19 protein-coding genes are annotated in these 20,678 nt (G+C 64.2%); 7 read left to right on the top strand and 12 right to left on the bottom strand.

The features are described 5' to 3' along the window. Positions 1 to 5: 5 nt before the first annotated feature. From KB879_RS11420 to KB879_RS11410, 3 genes are all read right to left on the bottom strand, one after another. On the bottom strand, positions 6 to 782 hold the full coding sequence (locus KB879_RS11420) for a phosphonate ABC transporter ATP-binding protein (protein WP_211981346.1): 777 nt from the start codon (positions 780 to 782) through the stop codon (positions 6 to 8). Continuing rightward, positions 782 to 1,729, bottom strand: coding sequence for a phosphate/phosphite/phosphonate ABC transporter substrate-binding protein (locus KB879_RS11415; protein WP_211981345.1), 948 nt, complete (start codon positions 1,727 to 1,729; stop codon positions 782 to 784). The genes KB879_RS11420 and KB879_RS11415 overlap by 1 nt, the downstream gene beginning before the upstream one ends. A gap of 118 nt (positions 1,730 to 1,847) precedes the next feature. Then, the gene (locus KB879_RS11410; RefSeq protein ID WP_211981344.1) at positions 1,848 to 3,998 is read right to left on the bottom strand and encodes a phosphocholine-specific phospholipase C; all 2,151 of its coding nucleotides are present in this window, start codon (positions 3,996 to 3,998) and stop codon (positions 1,848 to 1,850) included. A 353-nt stretch (positions 3,999 to 4,351) separates the two neighbouring features. Here KB879_RS11410 and KB879_RS11405 point away from each other — a divergent pair, with 353 nt between their 5' ends. Continuing rightward, a complete protein-coding gene (locus tag KB879_RS11405) occupies positions 4,352 to 5,203 on the top strand; it encodes an HAD-IIA family hydrolase (RefSeq protein WP_153954067.1) in 852 nt (283 codons plus the stop codon). On the opposite strand, the gene KB879_RS11400 is transcribed toward KB879_RS11405, so the two are convergent. From KB879_RS11400 to KB879_RS11370, 7 genes are all read right to left on the bottom strand, one after another. Continuing rightward, a complete protein-coding gene (locus tag KB879_RS11400) occupies positions 5,190 to 6,023 on the bottom strand; it encodes a MurR/RpiR family transcriptional regulator (protein WP_211982171.1) in 834 nt (277 codons plus the stop codon). The genes KB879_RS11405 and KB879_RS11400 overlap by 14 nt on opposite strands. Positions 6,024 to 6,192: 169 nt before the next feature. Beyond that, positions 6,193 to 7,329 (bottom strand): DSD1 family PLP-dependent enzyme, encoded by a 1,137-nt coding sequence (locus KB879_RS11395; protein ID WP_211981335.1) that lies wholly within the window; start codon positions 7,327 to 7,329, stop codon positions 6,193 to 6,195. A 23-nt stretch (positions 7,330 to 7,352) separates the two neighbouring features. Then, positions 7,353 to 8,909, bottom strand: a complete 1,557-nt coding sequence (locus KB879_RS11390) for a M81 family metallopeptidase (protein ID WP_211981333.1) — start codon at positions 8,907 to 8,909, stop codon at positions 7,353 to 7,355. 14 nt (positions 8,910 to 8,923) lie between these two features. Beyond that, entirely contained in the window at positions 8,924 to 9,907 is a 984-nt protein-coding gene (locus KB879_RS11385; RefSeq protein ID WP_153956589.1) for a tripartite tricarboxylate transporter substrate binding protein, read from the bottom strand. 158 nt (positions 9,908 to 10,065) lie between these two features. Continuing rightward, on the bottom strand, positions 10,066 to 11,037 hold the full coding sequence (locus tag KB879_RS11380; RefSeq protein WP_211981331.1) for an ornithine cyclodeaminase family protein: 972 nt from the start codon (positions 11,035 to 11,037) through the stop codon (positions 10,066 to 10,068). After that, a complete protein-coding gene (locus KB879_RS11375) occupies positions 11,027 to 11,656 on the bottom strand; it encodes a transcriptional regulator (RefSeq protein ID WP_153956587.1) in 630 nt (209 codons plus the stop codon). Before KB879_RS11375 ends, KB879_RS11380 begins: the two co-directional genes overlap by 11 nt. A gap of 82 nt (positions 11,657 to 11,738) precedes the next feature. Further along, on the bottom strand, positions 11,739 to 12,641 hold the full coding sequence (locus KB879_RS11370; RefSeq protein WP_211981329.1) for a LysR family transcriptional regulator: 903 nt from the start codon (positions 12,639 to 12,641) through the stop codon (positions 11,739 to 11,741). 174 nt (positions 12,642 to 12,815) lie between these two features. Here KB879_RS11370 and KB879_RS11365 point away from each other — a divergent pair, with 174 nt between their 5' ends. Together KB879_RS11365 and KB879_RS11360 are read left to right on the top strand one after the other, a co-directional pair. Further along, a complete protein-coding gene (locus KB879_RS11365; protein WP_211981327.1) occupies positions 12,816 to 13,799 on the top strand; it encodes an aldo/keto reductase in 984 nt (327 codons plus the stop codon). A 94-nt stretch (positions 13,800 to 13,893) separates the two neighbouring features. Next, a complete protein-coding gene (locus KB879_RS11360) occupies positions 13,894 to 14,781 on the top strand; it encodes an NAD(P)-dependent oxidoreductase (protein WP_211981326.1) in 888 nt (295 codons plus the stop codon). Positions 14,782 to 14,900: 119 nt separating this feature from the next. On the opposite strand, the gene KB879_RS11355 is transcribed toward KB879_RS11360, so the two are convergent. Together KB879_RS11355 and KB879_RS11350 are read right to left on the bottom strand one after the other, a co-directional pair. Continuing rightward, positions 14,901 to 15,566 (bottom strand): c-type cytochrome, encoded by a 666-nt coding sequence (locus KB879_RS11355; protein ID WP_249221283.1) that lies wholly within the window; start codon positions 15,564 to 15,566, stop codon positions 14,901 to 14,903. A gap of 190 nt (positions 15,567 to 15,756) precedes the next feature. After that, complete coding sequence (locus tag KB879_RS11350; protein ID WP_211982161.1) at positions 15,757 to 17,010, bottom strand: IS256 family transposase; 1,254 nt, start codon at positions 17,008 to 17,010, stop codon at positions 15,757 to 15,759. A 204-nt stretch (positions 17,011 to 17,214) separates the two neighbouring features. On the opposite strand from KB879_RS11350, the gene KB879_RS11345 reads away from it, so the two are divergent. The 4 genes from KB879_RS11345 to KB879_RS11330 all read left to right on the top strand — a co-directional run bounded on the left by KB879_RS11345 (position 17,215) and on the right by KB879_RS11330 (position 20,581). Further along, on the top strand, positions 17,215 to 17,670 hold the full coding sequence (locus KB879_RS11345) for a DUF305 domain-containing protein (RefSeq protein ID WP_211981324.1): 456 nt from the start codon (positions 17,215 to 17,217) through the stop codon (positions 17,668 to 17,670). A 15-nt stretch (positions 17,671 to 17,685) separates the two neighbouring features. Further along, positions 17,686 to 19,164 (top strand): YncE family protein, encoded by a 1,479-nt coding sequence (locus KB879_RS11340; protein WP_211981323.1) that lies wholly within the window; start codon positions 17,686 to 17,688, stop codon positions 19,162 to 19,164. Positions 19,165 to 19,265: 101 nt separating this feature from the next. Then, on the top strand, positions 19,266 to 19,787 hold the full coding sequence (locus KB879_RS11335) for an RNA polymerase sigma factor (protein ID WP_211982169.1): 522 nt from the start codon (positions 19,266 to 19,268) through the stop codon (positions 19,785 to 19,787). Then, the gene (locus tag KB879_RS11330; RefSeq protein WP_211981322.1) at positions 19,784 to 20,581 is read left to right on the top strand and encodes an anti-sigma factor; all 798 of its coding nucleotides are present in this window, start codon (positions 19,784 to 19,786) and stop codon (positions 20,579 to 20,581) included. The genes KB879_RS11335 and KB879_RS11330 overlap by 4 nt, the downstream gene beginning before the upstream one ends. Positions 20,582 to 20,678 lie beyond the last annotated feature (97 nt).

Raw genomic sequence — 20,678 nt, 5'->3', positions numbered from 1 at the left:
GTCCTTCAAGCGGCAAGCGGTAGCGAGGGGGAGGGTGCGGCTTCTTCCCAGCTGACGCCGCCATACAATCGCTCGACTACCTCATCCGTGAAATCGGCGGGTGTCCCGTCGAACACGATGCGGCCGCTGCGCATCCCGACGATGCGGTCGCCGAACTCGCGCGCCAGGCCGACCTGGTGCAAGCTGCAAAGGACAGCGCTATTGCAGGCGCGCGCGGCGTCCCGGATCAGGGTCAGGATGTCGCGAGAGATGCGGGGGTCCAGGCTGGCGACCGGCTCGTCAGCCAGGATGACTTCGGGGTCGAGCATAAAGGCGCGGGCAATGCCGACGCGCTGCTGTTGCCCGCCCGAGAGTTCGCCGGCGCGGCGCGGCAAGTGCGACGGGTCAAGGCCCACGCCGGCCAGCAGGGCGCACGCGCGTGCGCGGTACCGGGGTTCAAACCAGCCTAGCAGCGCTCGCCACATTGAAACCTCCGGCAACGCGCCGGCCAACACATTGCGCGCAACGCTCATGCGCGGGGTCAGGTTGAAATGCTGATGGATCATGGCAACCCGGCGGCGCAGCTGGCGCTCGGTGGCGCGGGTCAGCTCGATGCCGTCGATTGCCACGCCGCCCGTGCCTGGTCTCATCAAGCCGTTGACGGCGCGCAGCAGCGTCGATTTGCCCGCGCCCGACGGCCCGAGCACAACGCAGAATTGCCCGCGCGGCACCGACAGGCTGACGTCGGACAAGGCCGCCGTACCATCGGGCCAGACCTTGGATACGCTATCGAAGTCGATCATCAGTGCGCACCGGCCTTCATGATGATGTCGGCCTTGACCTGGTCGGTCACCAGCTCGAACATCTTGCCCGCGGCCGCCATGTCGGTTTCGCTCACCTTGGAGGTATAGCCGTCGACCTTGCTGCCGCCATAGCCGCGGATCTGATCCTTGGTGATGCCGGGCAGCTTGTTGATGTTGTTGAAGGCATCGCGCAGCCTGGCCTTTACGCCGTCGCTCAGTTTCGGATGCATGGCGAGCGGCGGATAGGGAATCGGCGCGCTCTTCGCCACCACCTTGATCCTGGCGGGATCGATGGCCTTTGCGTTGGCTGCTTTCTCGAAGGAATCGAACGAGGCGCCACCGGCATCGACCAGGCCTTCGGCCAGGGCCTTGAGCACATTGGCGTGGCTGCCGGCCATGCTGATCATGGCAGCGTCCCTGGCCGGCCGGACACCGGATGAAAGCATCATGGCCACGGGCACATTGAAGCTCGACGTCGAGTTGACATCGCCGAGCGCGATCTTCTTGCCCTTCAGGTCCCGGATCCGCTCGATGCCGGCATCGGCGCGGGCGAAAATGCCCGAGTAGTACACCGACTGGCCGTCGCGCACGGCGAGCGCCAGCAACTCCGCGCAGCCGCGGGCGCGGGCCTGCAGATAGCTGGCCGGGCCATACCACGCGATATCGGCGGCGCCATTGCACATCGCCTCGACCACGGCGCCGTAGCTCTGTCCGATCTTGATATCGAATTTCAGTCCCGTGGCCTGGCTGATGGCGCCGAAGATGGGCTCGAAATCCTTCTTCGTGCCATCCTCGGTGCCGCCGTCGGCCGGAATCAGCACGACGCGCAACGGGCTGGCCGCGCTGCCATCGTGCTGCGCCTGCGCGAATACGGTCGCGCTGCCGGCCAGGCCGGCGCAGGCCAATGCGATTGCCGTGATGGTCCGGATGCAAAATCGGCGGTACATGGTGATAGGTCCTTCCCTCGGTGGTATAGCCGCCGCCGTCGGCGGCGAATGGACAAGCGGCCTGCACCAAGGCAGGCCGCCCGCTCAATAGTCAAAGAAAATTAGCAGGTGCCGGAAATCACGCGGCGGGCATGGCCATGGCCGGATCGCTGACGCTGTCCTTGCCGGTTTCCAGACGGCCGGCAAAGCGTCGCAGGTAGCTCGCGTCGTCCGCGCGCACGACGCTGAAGTCATACCAGCGCGCGCTCCTTTCCAGCGACCAGCGCTCTTCCACGACCTCGCCGCCCGGGGGTACGGTCAGCGTCCACGGGCCATCGTTGCGGTACGCGTTGGACTGTACCGTGACGGTGCACGCGGCGTTGCCGGTGTTGCGCATATGCAGGTACAACTGGCCGTTCTTCGGGTCGTAGCAGACCTGGCACTCCGGCTGCGCGCCGCTGGCGGCCGCGGTGCCGGTGAAATGCCGGACGAAGCCGTTCGGCCCGAGCACCCACAGGTCGTACTTGCCGTTGTCCGCGACGACGTCCCACGCGTCCGACAGGGTCTTGTCCGCTTCCACGGTGTAGCGTCGCGGGATGCGGTCCAGGTGCAGCTTGTCGTAGACATGAAACACCGCGCCCTGCATGCCGCTGTTGGCGAACAGCAGGGTCACGCTGCGGCCCCCACTGTCGACGCGCGCGCTGGTGTGCAGCTCATAGGGCAGGGCGCGCGAGAAGCGGGTGCCGATTTCCTGGAACAGCGGCTGTGGCGTGGCGGGCGGAGTCGGCGCCGGCATGGTCTTCTGCTGGGCTTCGATGATCGCGTAGTCGCTGGTATCGGGCAGTGCGGGGAATTTCGGGTCGTTAGGCGTGGCGAAATCGAAGGCCGAGGTGAGATCGCCGCTGACCGCGCGGTGCCAGGGGCTGATGGCGGGAATGGTGATGCCGAAGCGCTGCTCGAGGAAGCGGCCCACCGAGGTGTGATCGAAGGTCTGCGAATTGACCCAGCCGCCCTTGCTCCATGGCGATACCACGTACATCGGCACGCGCGGTCCCAGTCCCCACGGGCGCAGGTTGCCGCTGATGGTGTCCTGGGGATGCAGGTATTTGCGTGCCGGGTCCGAGAAATACTCGCCTTCCAGCGGCAGCGTCGACTTGCCGGCGAGCGTGCCGTCCAGGTTGTAGGAGGGCACGGCCGGCGGCGGCAGGTGATCGAACAGCCCGTCGTTCTCGTCGAAGGTCTGGAAGAACACGGTCTTGCTCCAGACCTCCGGGTTCGACGTCAGTGCGTTCAGCACCTGGGCGGTGAAGTTGCCGCCGTGCTGCGGGCTTGACGGCGCGCCCGGGTGTTCGGACTGCAGCTTGGTCGGCAGCACCCACACTACCTCGGGCAGCGTGCCGTTCATCACGTCGCGCTGCAGGTCCTCGATGGTCCACAGGCTCATGCCTTCCTTGTACAGCGGCGACTCCGGCTGCGCCGTGCGGAACGAATCGAAGGCCAGGCCACCGTGCATCGCGCCAGTCCAGTTGTCGTTCGGATCCTGGTAGATGCGCCAGCTGACGCCGGCCTTTTGCAGGACATCGGGAATCGTCGGCCAACGGAAAGACGAGCCGGCATAGGTGTAGCCCGGCGTCGGCAGCGCGCCCGTGATCCAGCAGCGCAGGTTGTTCGGCTCGGAGTCTGTATCGGTGCAGTTGACGCCGCTCTTGCCGAGTTCCGGGTTGAAGTTGGAACCCGCGAAGAAGACGATGCGGTTGGGATCCGTGCCGGTGGTGATGGAGCAGTGGTAGGCGTCGCAGATGGTGAAGGCTTCGGCCAGCGCGAACTGGAAGGGGATGTCGTCGCGCTTGTAGTAACCCATCGAGTAGGGCTTCTTGTACTTGGGCCACATGCCGAACTTGCCCTGGTTCCAGGCCGCCTGCGCATCGGAGAACGAGTGCGGCGTGCTCGGGACCAGCAGTGCGTTCATGGTCTGCTTGTCCAGGTGGAAGGGCGGGATCTCCTTCGTGCCATCCGACTGGTACCAGACCGGTTTGCCGCTTTCGAGCGGGATCGGGAAGCGGTCGCCGAAGCCTCGCACGCCTTTCATCGTGCCGAAGTAGTGATTGAAGGCACGGTTTTCCTGCATGAGGATGACGATGTGCTTGACGTCCTTGATGGTGCCTGTCTCTACCGCGGCGGGCACGGCAAGCGCGCGGCGGATGCTCGGCGGCAGCACCGTGAGCGCGGCGGCGGCACCCATGGCCTGGGTGGCGGTGCGGAGGAAATTGCGTCTGTCGTTGGATTGCATGTGGCTGACCTGTGGGCGATGGCGTGGGAAGAGATCAACAGAGGCTCAGGGGGCGCAGCGCAGCGTGTCCGCCGGCTTTTTTTGCTCGTTCGCTTGTGCCGATGAAAGTTGCTGTGACGTTGCCGTGGAGGCGGAGTCATCTCCGCCGCCGCAGCCGGCAAGCGCCGAGCTCAGTACAACGCCAGCCAGTACAGCGAGACATCTCGTTCGCAGGGTGTTCATGGAGGTTCCGTGTCGCGCGGTTGGGGATGGGGCAACACGGATGCTAGAAGACCTACATGACAATCCAGTGAATGTTGTTCAATAAAAATTGAATGTAGAATGAGCGTTACTCAAAATGTTCGAACGCAAAGATGACAGATATCAGGCGGTTCCCCTCCGGCCAACGTGCCACCGACGATGCCTCGATCCCGCAGCCGGCGCTGCCGCCCTGGCGCGCGCCGGCGTGGCGCTACATCGTCGACCTGGACGGCACGCTGATCCGCAACGGCGCCGCCATGCCGGGCGCGGCCGCGCTGCTCGAGGCGTTGCAGGGCCGCTATGCCATCGTGTCGAACAACTCCACCGACACCGCGGCCGGCATGTCGCGCAAGCTGCGCCGCATGGGCCTGCCCGTTGCACCGGAGCAACTCGTGCTTGCCGGCGAAATGGCTGTGAACTGGCTGCGCCGCACCTCCCCCGAGGCGCGGGTTCTGTTGCTGGGCAGCCCGGCATTGCGCCGCCATGCGAAGCGGATCGGTTGCCAGTTGGTGGAGCAGGGCGCTGACGTGGTGCTGCTGGCGCGCGATCCCGACTTCAACTACGGCAAGCTGGCGCTGGCGGCGAATGTGCTGCGCGCCGGCGCCAGGCTGGTGGTCACCAATCCCGATCTCAGCCATCCCGGCGACAACGGCACCTGCGTGCCGGAGACCGGTGCGCTGCTCGCCGCGCTGACAGCCTGTGCCGGCGTGGATCCCGAGTGCATCATCGGCAAGCCCGCCGATGCGCTGTTCCACGAAGGACTGCGGCGGCTGCAGGCAAGCCCGGCGCAGGCGCTGATGATCGGCGACAACCCGGCGACCGATGCCGCGGGCGCGGTCGCGATGGGCATGTCATATCTGCTGCTTGGCACCGGCTCCGGGGCCGAGGCGGAGACCCCTGCTCAGTTGCTGAATACATGGTGTGCCGGCCGCACGGCCCTGCACGCCAGGCTCAATAGCGCTTGAGCGACAGTACGTCGAAGGTGTGGCGGATGGTCTTGACCGCGCGATCGTAGTCGGTCAGCGCCAGGCACGCGATCAGCACATCGATGATCGCCAGTTGTGCCAGGCGGCTGGTCATCGCCTCCGTGCGAAAGTGGGTCTCGCGCGCCATCGTCAGCAGCACCACATCGGAGAAGGCCTGGATCGGCGATTTACCGAAGTTGGTGATGCAGATGGTGTGTGCGCCGGCCTCCTTCGCCAGTCGCGTCGCCGTCACGGTCTCATAGGTGCTGCCGGAATGCGAGATGGTCAGCACCGCGACATCCGGGCCGGTCAAGGCCGCGCTGATGACCTGCACATGCGAGTCGATCACGGCCTTGACGTTAAGGCCAATGCGCAGCATGCGGTAATGCGCATCCTCGGCGATGGTGGCCGCACTGCCGATGCCGTAGATCTCGATGCGCTTGGCCTTCTTCAGGATCTGGACCGCGCGCTGCAGCGCGCCCACGTCGAGGGTCGACTGGGTGTCGAGCAGCGTCTGCACATTGCTCTGGAAGATCTTGCGTACCACGGCGGCCGCATCGTCCTTCGGTTCCAGGTCTTCGTGAATCATCTGTACCGGCTGCACGATCTCCTGCGCCAGCACGATCTTCAGCTGCTGGAAACCGGTGGCGCCGAGCGCCTTGCACAGTCCGACCACACTGCCTTCACTGGCACCGGTGCGCTCGGCCACTTCGCTGACGGACATATGGACCACTTCCTCCGGATGACGGGCAATGAAGTCGGCAATGCGCTGGCCGGTGGCGCCCAGGGTGTCGCGGATGCTGTCGATACGCGCCATGATGGCGCTCAGCGTGGCTTGCTTCGGTGGGGCCTGACTAGCCTGACTCGGCGCGGACTTGGCCGGGAGTTTCTTCTTCGCTGGCATGGATGGGTTCCGTCGCGCGTCCGCGCTGCGGACACATGGCCGCCATTGTAGAAGACTTCCGTGCACGAGCCCCGCTGCGTCCATCTCACCAGCCATGGAAGCGCTGCCATGCCGCCAGCTCACCGTCTTCGGAGAGCGCCTGGTACTCGGGGAATTGCGTGCCGGTCGCGCACGCATGGTTGGGAAGAATGCGCAGCCGCGTGCCAACCGGGAAGCGCGCGGCGATATCGGCATCGGGCGCTCCTTCGCGCGACACGATGCCATGCTCCTGGTTGGCGCCGCTGAGCACGTAGCCCGGCAACACCGTGCCGTCGATCGTGCAGACCTGCCCATAGCCATAGTCCCGCTTCTGCTTCTGCGTGCCGCGATCGCGGCTCATCGCCATCCACCCGGCGTCGACGATGGCCCAGCCCTTGTCGCCCTGATGGCCGATCACCGTGGTCAGTACGCTGAGGGCGATGTCATCGGTGGTACAGACGCCCACATTGCTCATCACCAGGTCAAACAGGACATAGACGCCGGCCCGAACCTCGGTGACGCCATCGAGTTGCGCGGCGGAAAGTGCCGTCGGAGTCGAGCCGATGCTGACCACCGGGCACGGCAGCTGCGCGGCCCGCAGACGCTCGGCCGCACGCACGCAGCCGGCGCGTTCCTGCTCCGCCAGGGCGCTCAGGGCCTCGGTGGTGTCAAGCTCGTAGCTCGAGCCAGCGTGGGTCAGCACGCCACCCAGGCGCATGCCCCCATCGTGCAGGGCGCGGCCGACATCCGGCAGCGCAGGGTCCTCCGGACGGATGCCGGAGCGGTGACCATCCGTGTCAATCTCGATCAGCACCTCGAACACCTCATCATTCGCCCGCCCGAACTCGGCGATCGTCTCGGCCGAGGCCACGCTGTCGGTGAGGAGCTTCAGCTGGCACCCGCGCCGCCGCAACGCGAGCGCCTGCGGCAGCCGATGCGCCGCCATGCCGACGGCATAGACGATGTCGGTGATGCCTTCAGCAAAGAAGTATTCGGCTTCCTTCAGCGTGGACACCGTGATGCCTTGCGCGCCGGCGGCAAGCTGGGCGCGCACGACCGGCGTGCATTTGGAGGTCTTGACGTGTGGGCGGAAGCGCACGCCCAACGCGTTCATGCGCTGCTGCATGCGGTCGATGTTGCGTTGCATGCGGGCGAGGTCGATGACGGCCGCCGGGGTATCGAGAGAGTCGAGAGTTGTGGACATGTCTGGCTGGATCGGCAAAGGGTTCACTGGAGCGCGCTGTGCTTGCGCAACAGCCGGATATGCGGCGTCCAGTCGGTCATGGCGTCAAGCGGGACCACCGGCCGCGGCAGGCGTTTGAAGTCGAAGCGGGACAATACTGGCGATGTCAGCCCCGGAGCATCGACGCTGAAAATCTGCCCGGGATCAAAGAACTCATCGAACGCCGCGCGGAAATGGCCGCGCGATTTCACTACCACCGTGCGGGCAGCGGCGATATCGATGCCAAACATCTCCAAGAAAGCGGGCTCGTGGCATTGATGGCGATTGGTGATCACCACGACCTTCACGCCTCCCACCCGCAGCAGGGCCGACGGGCCCAGGTTATAGCTGCAGCCGGCCAACTGCCCCCGTCGCCCCACGCCCTGGCCCGCGTGCAACCGCAGTACCGTGGCGGGTGCGCTGAAGGCATCGGAGTATGCGGTGCTCTCGCCGCGATTGAAGCGGGCGGTAAACTCGGCGCCCACGCCGAGGGCATGGGCCTGCGCGCTGAGCTCAGGATCGGTGACCACACCGAGCACGGCATCACGCACGCCGGCTCGCAACAACGCCTGCAGCAGGAAGGGCGTGTTGCCGCGCCCGCCGCCGCCGGGGTTGTCCGCTACATCGGACAGCAATACGGGCGGCAGCGCGTGGTCATCGCCAGCAGCCTTGGCCAGCGCGACCGCCTCGTCAAGAGACGTCAACGCGGGCGTGAACGCGGTGCGGCCGGTCCACGCCGGCATTACCAGATCATGGGCGGTCTGCCTGGCGAAGTCGGCATCGCCGCGGGTCGTGACGATGACCGTCATGCCGTTCTTCGGGGTGTCACCAAAGGCAAAGCCGCCCACCACTGAAATATTGACGATGCGCGGGTCAACCAGTGCTTCCGCTTGTTCGATCATGTCGGCGTACGGTCCGGTTCCGGGCGCGGTCAAGAGCTGGGTCGGGGGCGCACAAACCGGCATGCGCACATGCGCGACGCAAAAGCGCGTGCCTTGCATCAACTCGATCAGGATGTCAGCCGCATCCGCGCCGCGCTCGGCCATGTCGGTATGGGGATTACGGCGATAGGAGATCAGCGTATCGACCGCGTCGACCATGCGATCGGACACATTGGCATGGAGGTCGACGGTGGCGACGATCGGCACCGTCGGTCCAACGATGGACCTCACCATCTCGAAGACCAAACCGTCGGGATCATCCTCTTCGGTGGTGATGGCGGCACCGTGCTCGCAAATGTAGACGGCATCGAGCGGCAGCGCGGCGCGCAATTCCCGTTCAAAGATGGCAAGTGTCTCCATGAAGAAGGCGTGGTCGACCGGGCCGCCCGACTCTGCATTGGCGAACAGGATAGGGACGGGCTGCCACTGCCCGCCGGCATCCATGCGGCGGACAAAGGCAGGGATCTCCGGCGTCATGGCTGGGGCGGTGGCGCGGGCATCCGACAGCAGCGCATCGCCGGCAAGATAAGCCCGCGACACGAAGTCGGCGCGCGTGGACACTGGAGCAAAACGGTTGGATTCAATGGCAAAGCCGAGAATCGCAATGCGGGGATTGGACATGGTCGGCGGAAAGCTCAGTTCTGCTTGGGGATCTTCGCGGTTACGATCAGGTCGGCCCACTTCTTCTGCTCGCTGGCGATGAACTGGATGAATTCTGCGCGGGTGCCGGTGGCGGCGACGGCGTTGGCATTGGCCAGGTCCTGGCGCAGGCTGTCGGTCTTCAGCACCTTCTCCAACGCCATGCTGAGCTTGTCGACGATCGGCTGCGGCGTGCCCTTGGGAAACACCAGGCCGCCCCACGAGACATTTTCATAGCCCTTCAGGCCTGACTCATTGAGCGTCGGCACGTCGGGATACAGCGCGACGCGCTCGCGGCTGGTGATCGCCAGCGCGCGCAGCTTGCCGCTCTTGACCAGTGGCCATGCCACCGACGCATTGGTAATGGTGTAGTCGAGCCGGCCACCGGCGAGGTCGGTCAGGGACGCCGGATCTCCGTTGTATGGAATGAACAACACGTCGATGCCGGCCATCTTCTTGAGCAACTCGCCGCCCATGTGGCCGCTGCTGCCAGTGCCCGCAGCGGCATATGACAGCTTGCCCGGGGATTTCCTGGCCAGTGCCAGCAGGTCGGCCACGTTCTTGACCGGGGAATCGGCACGGACCACAAGCAGGTTATAGATCGAGAACATGCGGCCCACAGGCACAAAGTCCTGCCGCACATCGTAGGGAAGCTTGCTGAACAGCGCCGGATTGATGGCGAGGGTGTTGATGTTGCCATAGCCCAGCGTGTACCCATCCGGGGCAGCGCGCTTGACCTGCGCCATGCCGATGTTGCCGGCGGCTCCCGGGCGGTTGTCGACGACAAAGTTGGCGTTGGTTTCTTTCGCCAGGTGGGTCAGCACAACGCGGGTCAATACGTCGGCCGAGCCGCCGGCAGCGGAGGCAACGATAACGGTAACCGGCTTTTGCGGCCAGGGGTTGTCGGCCGCGCGGGCGGCGGAAGTGAAGCTACAGGCAGCACTCAATGCGAGCGCTGTGAGGGCAGGGATGATACGCATGAAACCAACTCCGGACAAAAGGGAAGGAATTGAGGTCCTTGACCGTCCGGTAGCGCATCTGTGGCATGCCGCGGGCAAGGCGCCGAAGCCGCGCGGCGGCTACGGTGACATCGTGAAAAGCAAGCAGCTCCTACATAATGCAAACATCGATCAAAGCGTTACCACGACCATGGGATGCTGGAGCCCACGCCGGCCGCGCCGGCCCGCTGATGGAGCAGGCGGGCGACGGTCAGGTCCTGCAGGGCGAGACCGGTCATGTCGAATACCGTGATGTCCGTCGGTTGCCGGTCCACACGGGCCTTGCCTGTCAGCAGGTCGCCCAGTTCGATGCACGGCGTATCGGAGGCCCATTGGGTTTCACCGATCTGGCGTGCCTGTGCCTGGTCATCGACGAACAGGCGCACCCGCTGCAGCAGGCCCTCGGGCAACTCGCGCTTGCCCTTGGTGTCGGCGCCAACACAATTCAGGTGTGTACCTGGCTGTACCGCCTGCATTTCGAACAAGGCGCCCGCTCCCGGCGTTGCGGTGATCACGATGTCGCTCTCGGACACTGCAGCATTGCGGTCGCCCGCGGGCGAGATGTCGCAACGGTGCGCGAACTGCGCCTCGAAAGCAGCGTCGCGCTTGCCGTCCACCGTGACATAGCGGACCTCGCCAAGTGCTGGCAACAACCGCAGGGCAAAGCTGAGCTGCACGCCCGCCTGGACACCGGTGCCGAACACGCACACGCGGGTACTGTCCGCCCGTGCGAGCTGCTGCAGCCCCAGGCCACCCGCGGCGCCGGTGCGCATGGTGGTGACCGCATTGCCGTCCAGCAGGCAGACGGGCCGCCCGGTCGCGGGATCGATCAGCATGATGGTGGCCTGGTGCGGCTCACCGCCAAGCTGACGGTTGCTGGGCCAGAATCCCGCGGCCTTGAAACCCAGCAAGCCTTGTGCCTGCACGTCCCCGGACTTTATGCCGAAGACGCCGCCGGTTACCAGCGGCTCGCGCACCACCGGGAACACGCGGCCCTCGCCCTGGCTATGCAGCACGAAGGCCTCGCGCACGGCTTCCAGGACGTCGTCAGGCAGTAGCAAGGACTGCACCTCGTCCTTGTCGAGCAGCAGCAGGCGGGCGTCACTTGGCATCGCTGTACACCGTTGCTCGCGATACGCCCAGATGCATCGCCACGACCTCCATGGCCCGACGCACCTCCATGTAACCCGATTCCTTGAGCTCGCGCATCAGCGCGCGCCGGTCCGTTGCCTTGAGCGAACGGGGCGTGGTGGCGAGCCGCGCCGCGAACTGGTCAATGCGATCCCGGATGGCATCCGCGCCGACCGGATCGAGCGACTCGGTAACACCCGCAGCCGCGCCGACCGTGCCGAACTGTCCCAGCATGGTCTGCAAACCACGAAACAGCGAGAGATCCACATTCAGGCACAGGGCAGCGATGTATTGCCCGCTGGAATCCTTGATGCCGATCGATGTGCTCTTGGCCTGGCGGCCATCGGCGAACTGGTTCGCATAGTTGGCGATGACTTGCTGGTATTGCGGATCGGCGATGCGGGCCAGGCCGAGTTCTGTGGCCGGGTCGCCAGGCTGGCGGCCCGACAGGTTGTTATGGATGGCCAGGATGGCGTGCCTGGGATCCAGGAGGTCGTGGACAACGACCTCGCAAAACGGCGCCAGGGTCTCGCCGAGGCCCTGCGCCACTTGCTTGAGTTGATCGAGCAGCGCTTGCTGCTCCTTGGTTCGCTTCGTCATATGGACAGATTATCCAGAACTAGACGAATAGTCAAGGAAGAAAATCCTGCGTGTCACGGAGCGCGCATGCGCCCGTCGCCTGTCAGGTGTTGGCCGAGCGGATCATGTCGATCAATTGCCGCAGGCCCGGCAGTGTCTGCCGCCGGCTTGGGTAGTACATCACCATGGGCGGCCCGGCGACCGCCCATTTCGGCAGCACTACTTCAAGGTGGCCGGCGGCGATATCGTCGGCCACGCGGCGTTCGAGGCAGTACGCGAGCCCGACGCCGTTCAGCGCGGCATCGACGGCGGTGTCCGTCTCGTTGGCGCTTACCGGGCCAGGCACGTCGAGTTCGAGTGCACGGCGTCCGTTGCCAAGCTCCCACCGATACAGCGAGTTGTCGCCAATACGAATGCGGATGCACGCGTGGCGCATCAGGTCGTCTGGCTTCGTCGGGCGCCCACACCGCGCCAGGTATGCGGGAGACCCCACGATCACCCAGCGTAACGGTGGCGTCAGCGGCACGGCGATCATGTCGCGTGCGACCGTGTCGCCGTAGCGGATGCCGGCGTCGTAGCCGTCGGCAATGATGTCGATCAGGCGATCGTCGACGGTGATGTCGAGCTGGATCTCCGGATACGCGTCGGTGAAAGCTGGCAGGATCGGCCCGATCAGCAGGCGCGACGCGTCGCGCGGCACGTTGATACGCAGGCGGCCGACCGGCGATGTGCGGTAGCGATCGAGTTCATCGATGGCCGCGCCAATGGTCTCAAAGCCCCTGCCAAGCTGTTCCGCCAGCGCGCTGCCGGCCGCAGTCGGCACCACCGAGCGACTGGTGCGATTGAGCAGCTTCACGCCCAGCCGCGCTTCGAGATTGCGCATGGAGTGGCTTAGCGCGGACGTTGACACCCCCAGTTCGACGGCCGCCTGCCGGAAACTGCGGCGGCGGCAGATGGTGACGAACACATTGAGATCGGCAAGCTCGGTGCGGGTGAAGGCGGGCATGACAGACAGGTGATGTGGCTTGCCTCAATGGTTCGTTGAATTCAACTCAACGATATATGAGCTAGATTGTACGCGCCTGATGCGGTGGCCGATCGCAGTCTGACGCGCAGTCCGACGCGCAGTCCGACGCGTAGGCCAACGCTCGCAGGCAACCATCTACTGGAGCGATTGAGTATGAATGTCGAGACGATACGAATTGAAGGCATCCCGGTTGCGGTATCGCGCATTGCGTTGGGCACATGGGCGATAGGCGGCTGGATGTGGGGCGGAACCGACGACAACGCCGCCATGGCGACGATCCGCAGCGCGCTCGACCATGGCATCAATCTGATCGACACCGCACCGGTGTATGGCTTCGGCCATTCGGAAGAAGTGGTCGGCAAGGCGCTGGCTGGCTGGCGCCAGGATGCGGTGATCGCGACCAAGGCCGGGCTCGAATGGGGCAACAGCGGTGTGCAGCGCAACGCCACCCCGGCGCGCATCCGGCAGGAAATCGAGGATTCACTGCGCCGCTTGCGCACCGACTACATTGACCTGTACCAGGTGCACTGGCCGGACACGCTGGTGTCATTCGAAGACACCGCGGCCGAACTGGAGAAGCTGCGCGTGGAAGGAAAGATCCTGTCTGTCGGCGTCAGCAACTTTTCCCCGCGGCAGATGGACGCGTTCTCTGTGGCGACACGGCTCGCGGCAGTCCAGCCTCCTTACAACCTGTTCGAGCGCGCGATCGAGGCTGACGTACTGCCCTACGCGCGTGAGCGGGGATTTGTCGTGCTGGCTTATGGTGCGCTGTGCCGAGGCCTTTTGTCCGGGCGCATGAATGCGTCCACCACGTTCGACGGTGATGACTTGCGCAATGCCGATCCGAAGTTCCGGCAGCCGCGTTTCGCGCAGTACCTGGCGGCAGTCGAGGCGCTCTCGGCGTTTGCCCGCGAGCGCCATGGCAAGTCGGTGCTGGCATTGGCGATCCGCTGGATCCTCGACCAGGGCCCGACGATTGCGCTGTGGGGCGCGCGTCGCCCGGACCAGTTGGGCGGCATCGGCGACGCGTTCGGATGGAAGCTGAGCGCGCAGGACAAGGAGGACATCGATATCCTGCTCGCACAGCATGTGACCGATCCGGTCGGTCCGGATTTCATGGCGCCGCCGCTGCGATAGCACGGGGTGGCAGCGGACGGGCAAGCTTCGCCCGTCATCGCGACCCTGCCAGGGCGCTACCTTGTCAACATTATTCGTTATTCGGAGTTTCATCATGCAGATTGGATTTATCGGGCTTGGCTCGATGGGCGCCGCGATTGCCATGAATCTGTTCGAGTCCGGGCACCAGGTGCAAGTGTTCAACCGCAACCCGGCGCGTACCGAACCGCTGCGCAGGGCAGGGGCCACGGTCGCGGCGAGTCCGGCCGAAGCGGCACATCTGGCTGACGTCGTCTTCTCGATGGTCGCCGACGATGCCGCGCTCACATTGGTCACGCTCGGCGAAACGGGAATCCTCGCTGGACTCAGGCCAGGCGCGGTGCATATCTCAATGAGCACGATCGGCGTCGATACCGCACAGGCTCTCACGGTGCGGCATCGTGAAGCCGGGGTGGGCTTTGTCTCGGCGCCGGTGTTTGGCCGGCCCGACGCGGCGGCGGCGCGCAAGCTCTTCATCATGGCCGCAGGCGCCGACGAGCACCTGAAAGTTGCGGTGCCCCTGCTTGAACAGCTGGGGCAGTCCGTCGGCATCGTCGGGGCCGATCCGTCGCAGGCGAACCTCGTAAAGCTGATCGGCAACTTCATGCTGTCCGTGATCATCGAGACGCTGGGCGAAGCCTGCGCGGTGGCAGGCAAGGCGGGAATCGACCCGATGCACTTCGTCGATCTGCTGACCAACGCGAACTTCAATGCGCCGCCCTACAAGATCTATGGTTCCATGATCGCGTCGCAGCAGTTCCAGCCGGCTGGCTTTTCATTGCCGCTCGGCCAGAAGGACAATCGCCTGATGCTGGCGGCCGCCGAAGCGCTCGGTGTGCCGCTCCCGCTTGCGAGCTTCGTGCACGATCGCTTTCTTGCGGTGCGCTCGCAAGGCATTGGTGCTGAGCACGATTGGTCTGCCGTGGCACTTTGCGCGTTGACCGAAGCCGGCATGCGCAAGTAGGCCTGGCATCCGTAAGGCAAGTCGCTCACGGGCGGTTTGCAAGGGGAGGGGGCTACGTCCACCAGATGTGGAAAGAGCTTCCCGACCCAGGCCGATGCCTCCAGCGGGTGCCCGTCGCCTCAGGGATCGATCACCGACAGGTAAGCCGCAGCCTGTTCAATCTGCTGCTCGTTCAGCGTGGCCGCCACGGCCGTCATTGTCCCCGGCGCTGGTGTTCCCGCCTTCGCGCGGGCCTGGAACTCATGGAGCCGGTTGATGACAAATGCCACCGGTTCACCGGCAATGCCAGGGTAGCGTGCGCCGTTGCCTTTTCCATCGGCCGCATGGCAGCTGAAACAGGCGGGAATGTCCGGAGCCGCTCCCAGCTCGGCCAGTCGCTTGCCGGCCATCACCAGAGCTGGCGGAGGCGGGTGTGCACCCTCGACACGCGGAGGATGCTGGGCTGAAAAGAACACCGCGAGGCTGCGTATCTCGCCGTCGGAGAGGTCGTGTGCAACGCTTTGCATGACAGCACTCGCACGGGTTCCTGCCTTGAACATGGACAGTGCATGCGCAAGATAGTCCGGATTCATTCCCGCAAGCCTTGGTGCGCCAGTTGCCGTACCGGCGCCTAAGGTGCCATGGCACGAAACACAACTGGCAAGGGAGGGCGCTGGCGTACTGAGTGCGGGATCGGCCGCTGTGACTGCGGATTGCGCATGACAGACGCCGGAAACAGCGATGAGAGCCAGCAAACCAAGCCGCAAGCGGCTGCGTCCCGGGCTGGGAGGGTAGTGGCCGGTCATGTGCATCTCCCGATATGGCGGTCGTAAGCGTTGTCGGATCAATGATTCGGCACGACTATGCAGGAGCGATACTGACAAATGAGCGCTGAGACGATTACGAAATTGTCATGCTAAATACAGTCAGGCGTGTCCGTCTCGGCCGAGCGGGAGGTGTCAGGAATTCTGTGTGCTGAGGTCGGTTAAATAAATCTCAGCGTAGGGCGTTGGTGAAGCGGTCACCGAAGAGAATGGCGAACTGGTTGGCCGCTTGTTTCCAGGTGATGGGCGGCATCTTCCAGTCTTTCTCGATGTTGCGCAAGGCCAGGTAAAGCAGCTTGCTGGCCGCCTCGTCGCTGGGGAAGTGACCTCGGTTCTTGACGATCTTGCGCAACTGCATGTGCATGCTTTCGATGGCGTTGGTCGTGTAGATGATCCTGCGCACTTCGGGCGGGTAGACGAAGAACGGGATGACCTGCTCCCATTGGCGGCGCCACATGTCGGTCACCGTGGGGAATTTGCGGCCCCAATCGCTGGCGGCGAACGCCTGCAGCGCGCCGGCGGCGGCGTCGGCCGTGGCAGCCTGGTAAATCGGCTTGAGCGCGGCCGCCAGGCCCTTGCGGTCCTTCCAGCTCGCCAGGTTCAGCGAGTTGCGGATCAGGTGGACGATACAGGTCTGGATTTGCGCGCCGGGGTAGACGGCCTCGATCGCTTCGGGGAAGCCACGCAGGCCGTCGACGACGGCGACCAGGATGTCGTCCAGGCCGCGGTTCTTCAACTCGTTGAAGACCTTGAGCCAGAACTTGGCGCCCTCGGTTTGCTCGATCCACAGGCCGAGCACCTCCTTGCGCCCGTCGGCGCGGATACCCAAGGCCAGGTAGACGGCCTTGTTCCTGACGGTGCCTTCGTCGCGGATCTTCAGGCGCAGCGCGTCGAAGTAGACGATGGGGTACATCGCCTCCAGCGGACGCTGCTGCCATTGTTCGACCTCGGCCAGCACTTCGTCGGTGATGGTGGAAATCAGGTCAGGCGAGACCTGCAGCCCATACAGTTCCTGCAAATGGCCCTGAATCTCACGCACGCTCATCCCGCGCGCATACATGCTGATTACGTGGTCGTCGAAGCCGGACAGCCGGCGTTGGTACTTGGCGACCAGTTGCGGCTCGAAGGTGGCTTGCCGGTCGCGCGGAATGTCCAGTTCCAGCTCGCCGTTGGGCGTGATGACGGTCTTTGCACTGCTGCCGTTGCGGTGATTGCCGCTCTTGCCTTGCTTGGCCTCGCTGGCCAGATGGTGCGTCAGTTCGGCGGCAAGCATACGCTCGGCCAACTGCTTCTTGAGCAGGCCGGCCAAGCCTGATTCACCGAGAATCGACTCGGCGTCCTTGTTCTGTACCTGAGCCAGTAGTTGATCGATCAACTCATCCGGAAACAGCTTCGGCGCGCTCGATTTCTTGCTCTTCTTGGTCATGCTTGTTGTTTCGGTCATAAGGGCGTTTCTTTCGATATCGTCTCATGACCTCAACACACAAGAAATCTGACAGGCTCGCCGAGCGTCGGAAGTTCCACTCCTCAAGTAGCGAAGAAAATTTCATCCGCGCCGGAATAAGCAGTGGCCCCGACTCGTCTACCTCGCAACGGCCCTCATTTTGGGGCTCTCGACGATGAGGGAAAAATGACGTTCTTCCACCGCTCATGCCGATTGCGGGCGCTTGCCTGGGGCGCCCTGGCGTTGATGGCGCCACTGTCCATATCGGTTGCTGCCGCGACGCAAGCCGGGTCAGACGAAGAGAAGTTCATGGCTGAGAACGATGCCGCCATGACAAAGATGATGGATGGCATGGCTGTCAAGCCCGGCGGGAACATTGACGAAGACTTCGCTGCCATGATGATTCCGCACCACCAGGGTGCAATCGACATGGCAATGTCTGAGCTGCGCTACGGGAAAAATGTGCAGCTCAGACGCATCGCGCAGGAAATCGTCGTAGAGCAACTGCAAGAAATCGCTGCGATGCGCCTCGCGCTCGGGCAGCCACTTCCTCCTTCCGAGCCGGCGCCTACTCAGGCAACTGGCTCCAGTCAATCCCTCCCGCAACCGGTCTCCCACGACCATTCCGCGCACACGCACTGATAGCCAGGCCAAGCCATGAATCGAAACCCTTTCAGAAATGCCCTGTACCTCACGCTCCTTCTCGGCGTGGCCGGGCCAACGTTTGCCGGGCAAGCGCCAGGCGCAATAAGCACCCCGGATGTGCCCATCAGCCGCCGGGACCGCATCTATGCTGCCGAGCAATTCTCAAATACTGTTTCGGTCACGGACCCGGCTGACAACAAGCTCCTGGGCGTCATCCGGCTGGGCGACCCCGCGCCGGGCAATTTCAGCCCGCTGTACCGCGGCCAGGTCCTCGTCCATGGTATGGGCTTTTCGCCCGACCACCGGACTCTGGCGGTTGTGTCCATCGGGTCCAACTCGGTTTCCTTCATCGACACGGCCAGTAATGCCGTCAAGCATGTGACTTATGTGGGGCGCTCGCCCCATGAGGCGTTCTACACCCCAGATGGCAAGGAAGTCTGGGTAACGGTTCGCGGCGAGAACTACATTTCCGTCATTGACGCCAAGACCCTTGAGGAGAAGACTCGCATCACTGTAGCCGCGGGGCCAGGCATGCAGATCTTCTCGCCAGATGGCAAGTACGGCTACATCTGCTCGTCGTTCAACCCGGAAACAGCCGTCGTGACCGTCGCCGACCACAAGGTCGTGGGCCGTGTGAAGCAGGAAAGCCCCTTCTGCCCCAATATCGCTGCCACGCCTGACGGCAAACAGGTATGGTTCACCCTTAAGGACATCGGCAAGGCCCAGGTTTTCGAAGCCCGGCCCCCGTTCCGCCTGATCAAGACCCTTGAAACCGGCCCCATTACCAACCATGTGAATTTTGCGCACACGGCAGCGGGCACGTTTGCTTACATCACTGTCGGCGGCTTAAATCAGGTCAAGGTCTTCCGTACGGATGATTTCTCGCAGGTCGCGACCATCCCTGTAGGAAGCCTGCCACATGGAGTCTGGCCCTCCGGCGACGGGACCCGTGTTTACGTCGGTCTTGAGAATGCGGACAATCTTGCCGCCATTGACACAGCCACCAACGAGGTGATTGCCAATGTACCGATTGGGCAGGCACCACAAGCCATTGCCTATGTTCCCAAAGCTGTTCCCGAAGGGACGGGAACCCAGGGCCTTCAGCAGTTGGGTGTGGCGGGACAGACTACACAATTGAAGCTGGTGCCTGTCGCTGATGGCAAGCCAGTCGTCACCGACAACCCGCCAACGAGCGTTACGCTGTTTGACCAGGGCCTGCTCCAGGTGCTGCAGGCGTCAGCTACCGGACTGCAACCCAAACAACCCTATGTGCTTGCGCTAAGCAGCCGCTCAGACGGTACCGGCACGCTGGAGCCCATCGCCACCTTCACGACCAACCCGGCGGGCTCGGCCATCGTCAATGCGATCGGCCCCATCCGGCAGTTCGTACAAGGGGTTGCGAGAGCCGAATCGCGGCGCTACCTGGTCATCGCCCCGTCCGAGAACGGCAAGCCCGCGGCCCCGGTTCAGGTGCAGGTGCAGGCGTTGTAATCGAAGGACCGTCCGCGCGGCAGCCTGCGAAGGTATGACGCGCGGACCGTATTGCCACCCGTTGGCTGCATGTAACGGAAAAGGACATCGCAGTGAAGGACATGTTGCTCCAAGTCGAGCCGATGATCCCGGCGCTGCGCCGCTATGCGCGCGCACTGCTGCGCGACACGAGCGCCGCCGATGATTTGGTGCAGGACTGCCTGGAGAGAGTCATCACCTACTGGAACAGCCGACGCAACAACGATGACACGCGTAGTTGGGTCTTTGCCATCCTGCACAATCTGGCAATGACTGCCTTGCGCAAGTATGCCGGCACCCAGGGCATGCACGTCGCCATTGACGACGTGGCCGAATCCCAGATGGTCGCGCGCGCCACTCAGGAGGACGCGCTGCACTACCGTGACCTCATGAGCGCGCTCGACGCGCTTCCTGCGGAGCAGCGTAGCGTCCTGTTGCTGGTCTCGGTAGAAGACATGTCGTACGCGGACGTTGCCCGCGTGCTGGACATCCCCATTGGCACCGTGATGTCGCGCCTGTCGCGCGCGCGGGAGAAGCTTCTGAGAATCACGGCGGCCGGTGTGCCAGCGGCAGCCCCTATGTCGGTATTGCGGAGGGTCAAATGAGCGAGAATCGGCCCGTGCAGGAAGAAGACCTGCAGGCCTATGTGGACAACGCTCTGGACGACACACGTCGACGCGAGATCGAAGCCTACATGCGCCATCATCCGGACGTCGCTGGTCGCATCGAGGGCTATATCGCGCAGCGCGAACAATTGCGTGCGTCGCTTGCCCCGATCGTCCACGAGCCCATCCCGCCGGACCTGAACTTGCGCCACATGCTCGAGGCTCGCCGCACGCGGTCCGGCGGCCCCTGGCGAATGGCAGCTTCCGTCCTTGTCGCCCTCTGCATAGGCGGCATGGGCGGCTGGATCGGGCGCGGTGCAACCGAGCCGGCGCCCGGTGGCATAGCAGCCCTCGCGCGCGAAGCCACGGCCAGTTACCAGGTCTTCGCCTCTGACACGACCCGGCCAGTGGAGCTTAGCGCGGAAGACAGCGCTGCGCTGGTCAGTTGGGTATCCACGCGCCTGCGGCGTCCGGTCTCCCTGCCGGATCTCAGCAAGGCTGGCTATCACTACATGGGCGGGCGCCTGGTGGCAACCGAGCATGGACCGGCCGGCCTCTTCATGTATGACGACGGACACGGGACGCGACTGGCCATGCTGGTGCGGCCCATGCAGGTCGAACGGGACATGCCCATGAAGGCGCACGAACAGGCCGGCGTCGCGGGATACTCATGGGCAAACCAAGGGCTGGGCTACAGCCTGGTCGCATCCGCTTCCACCAGCGGGCTGCATCCACTGGCCGATGAAATGCGGCGGCAGATTGACCAACAGGCCGCAAAGGCGGCGCCTGCCTGAGCAGGCGAACGGGAATATTGCGCGCAAGGTAGCGCGAATCGTCCGCATTCGTCAGGACGCATTCCGTCGCCAGCATCCACTACCGTGGCGCCGGCAC

It is taken from the genome of Cupriavidus sp. KK10, assembly GCF_018223725.1.
GTDB lineage: Bacteria > Pseudomonadota > Gammaproteobacteria > Burkholderiales > Burkholderiaceae > Cupriavidus > Cupriavidus necator.
This window is presented reverse-complemented; position numbering and strand designations above follow the sequence as displayed.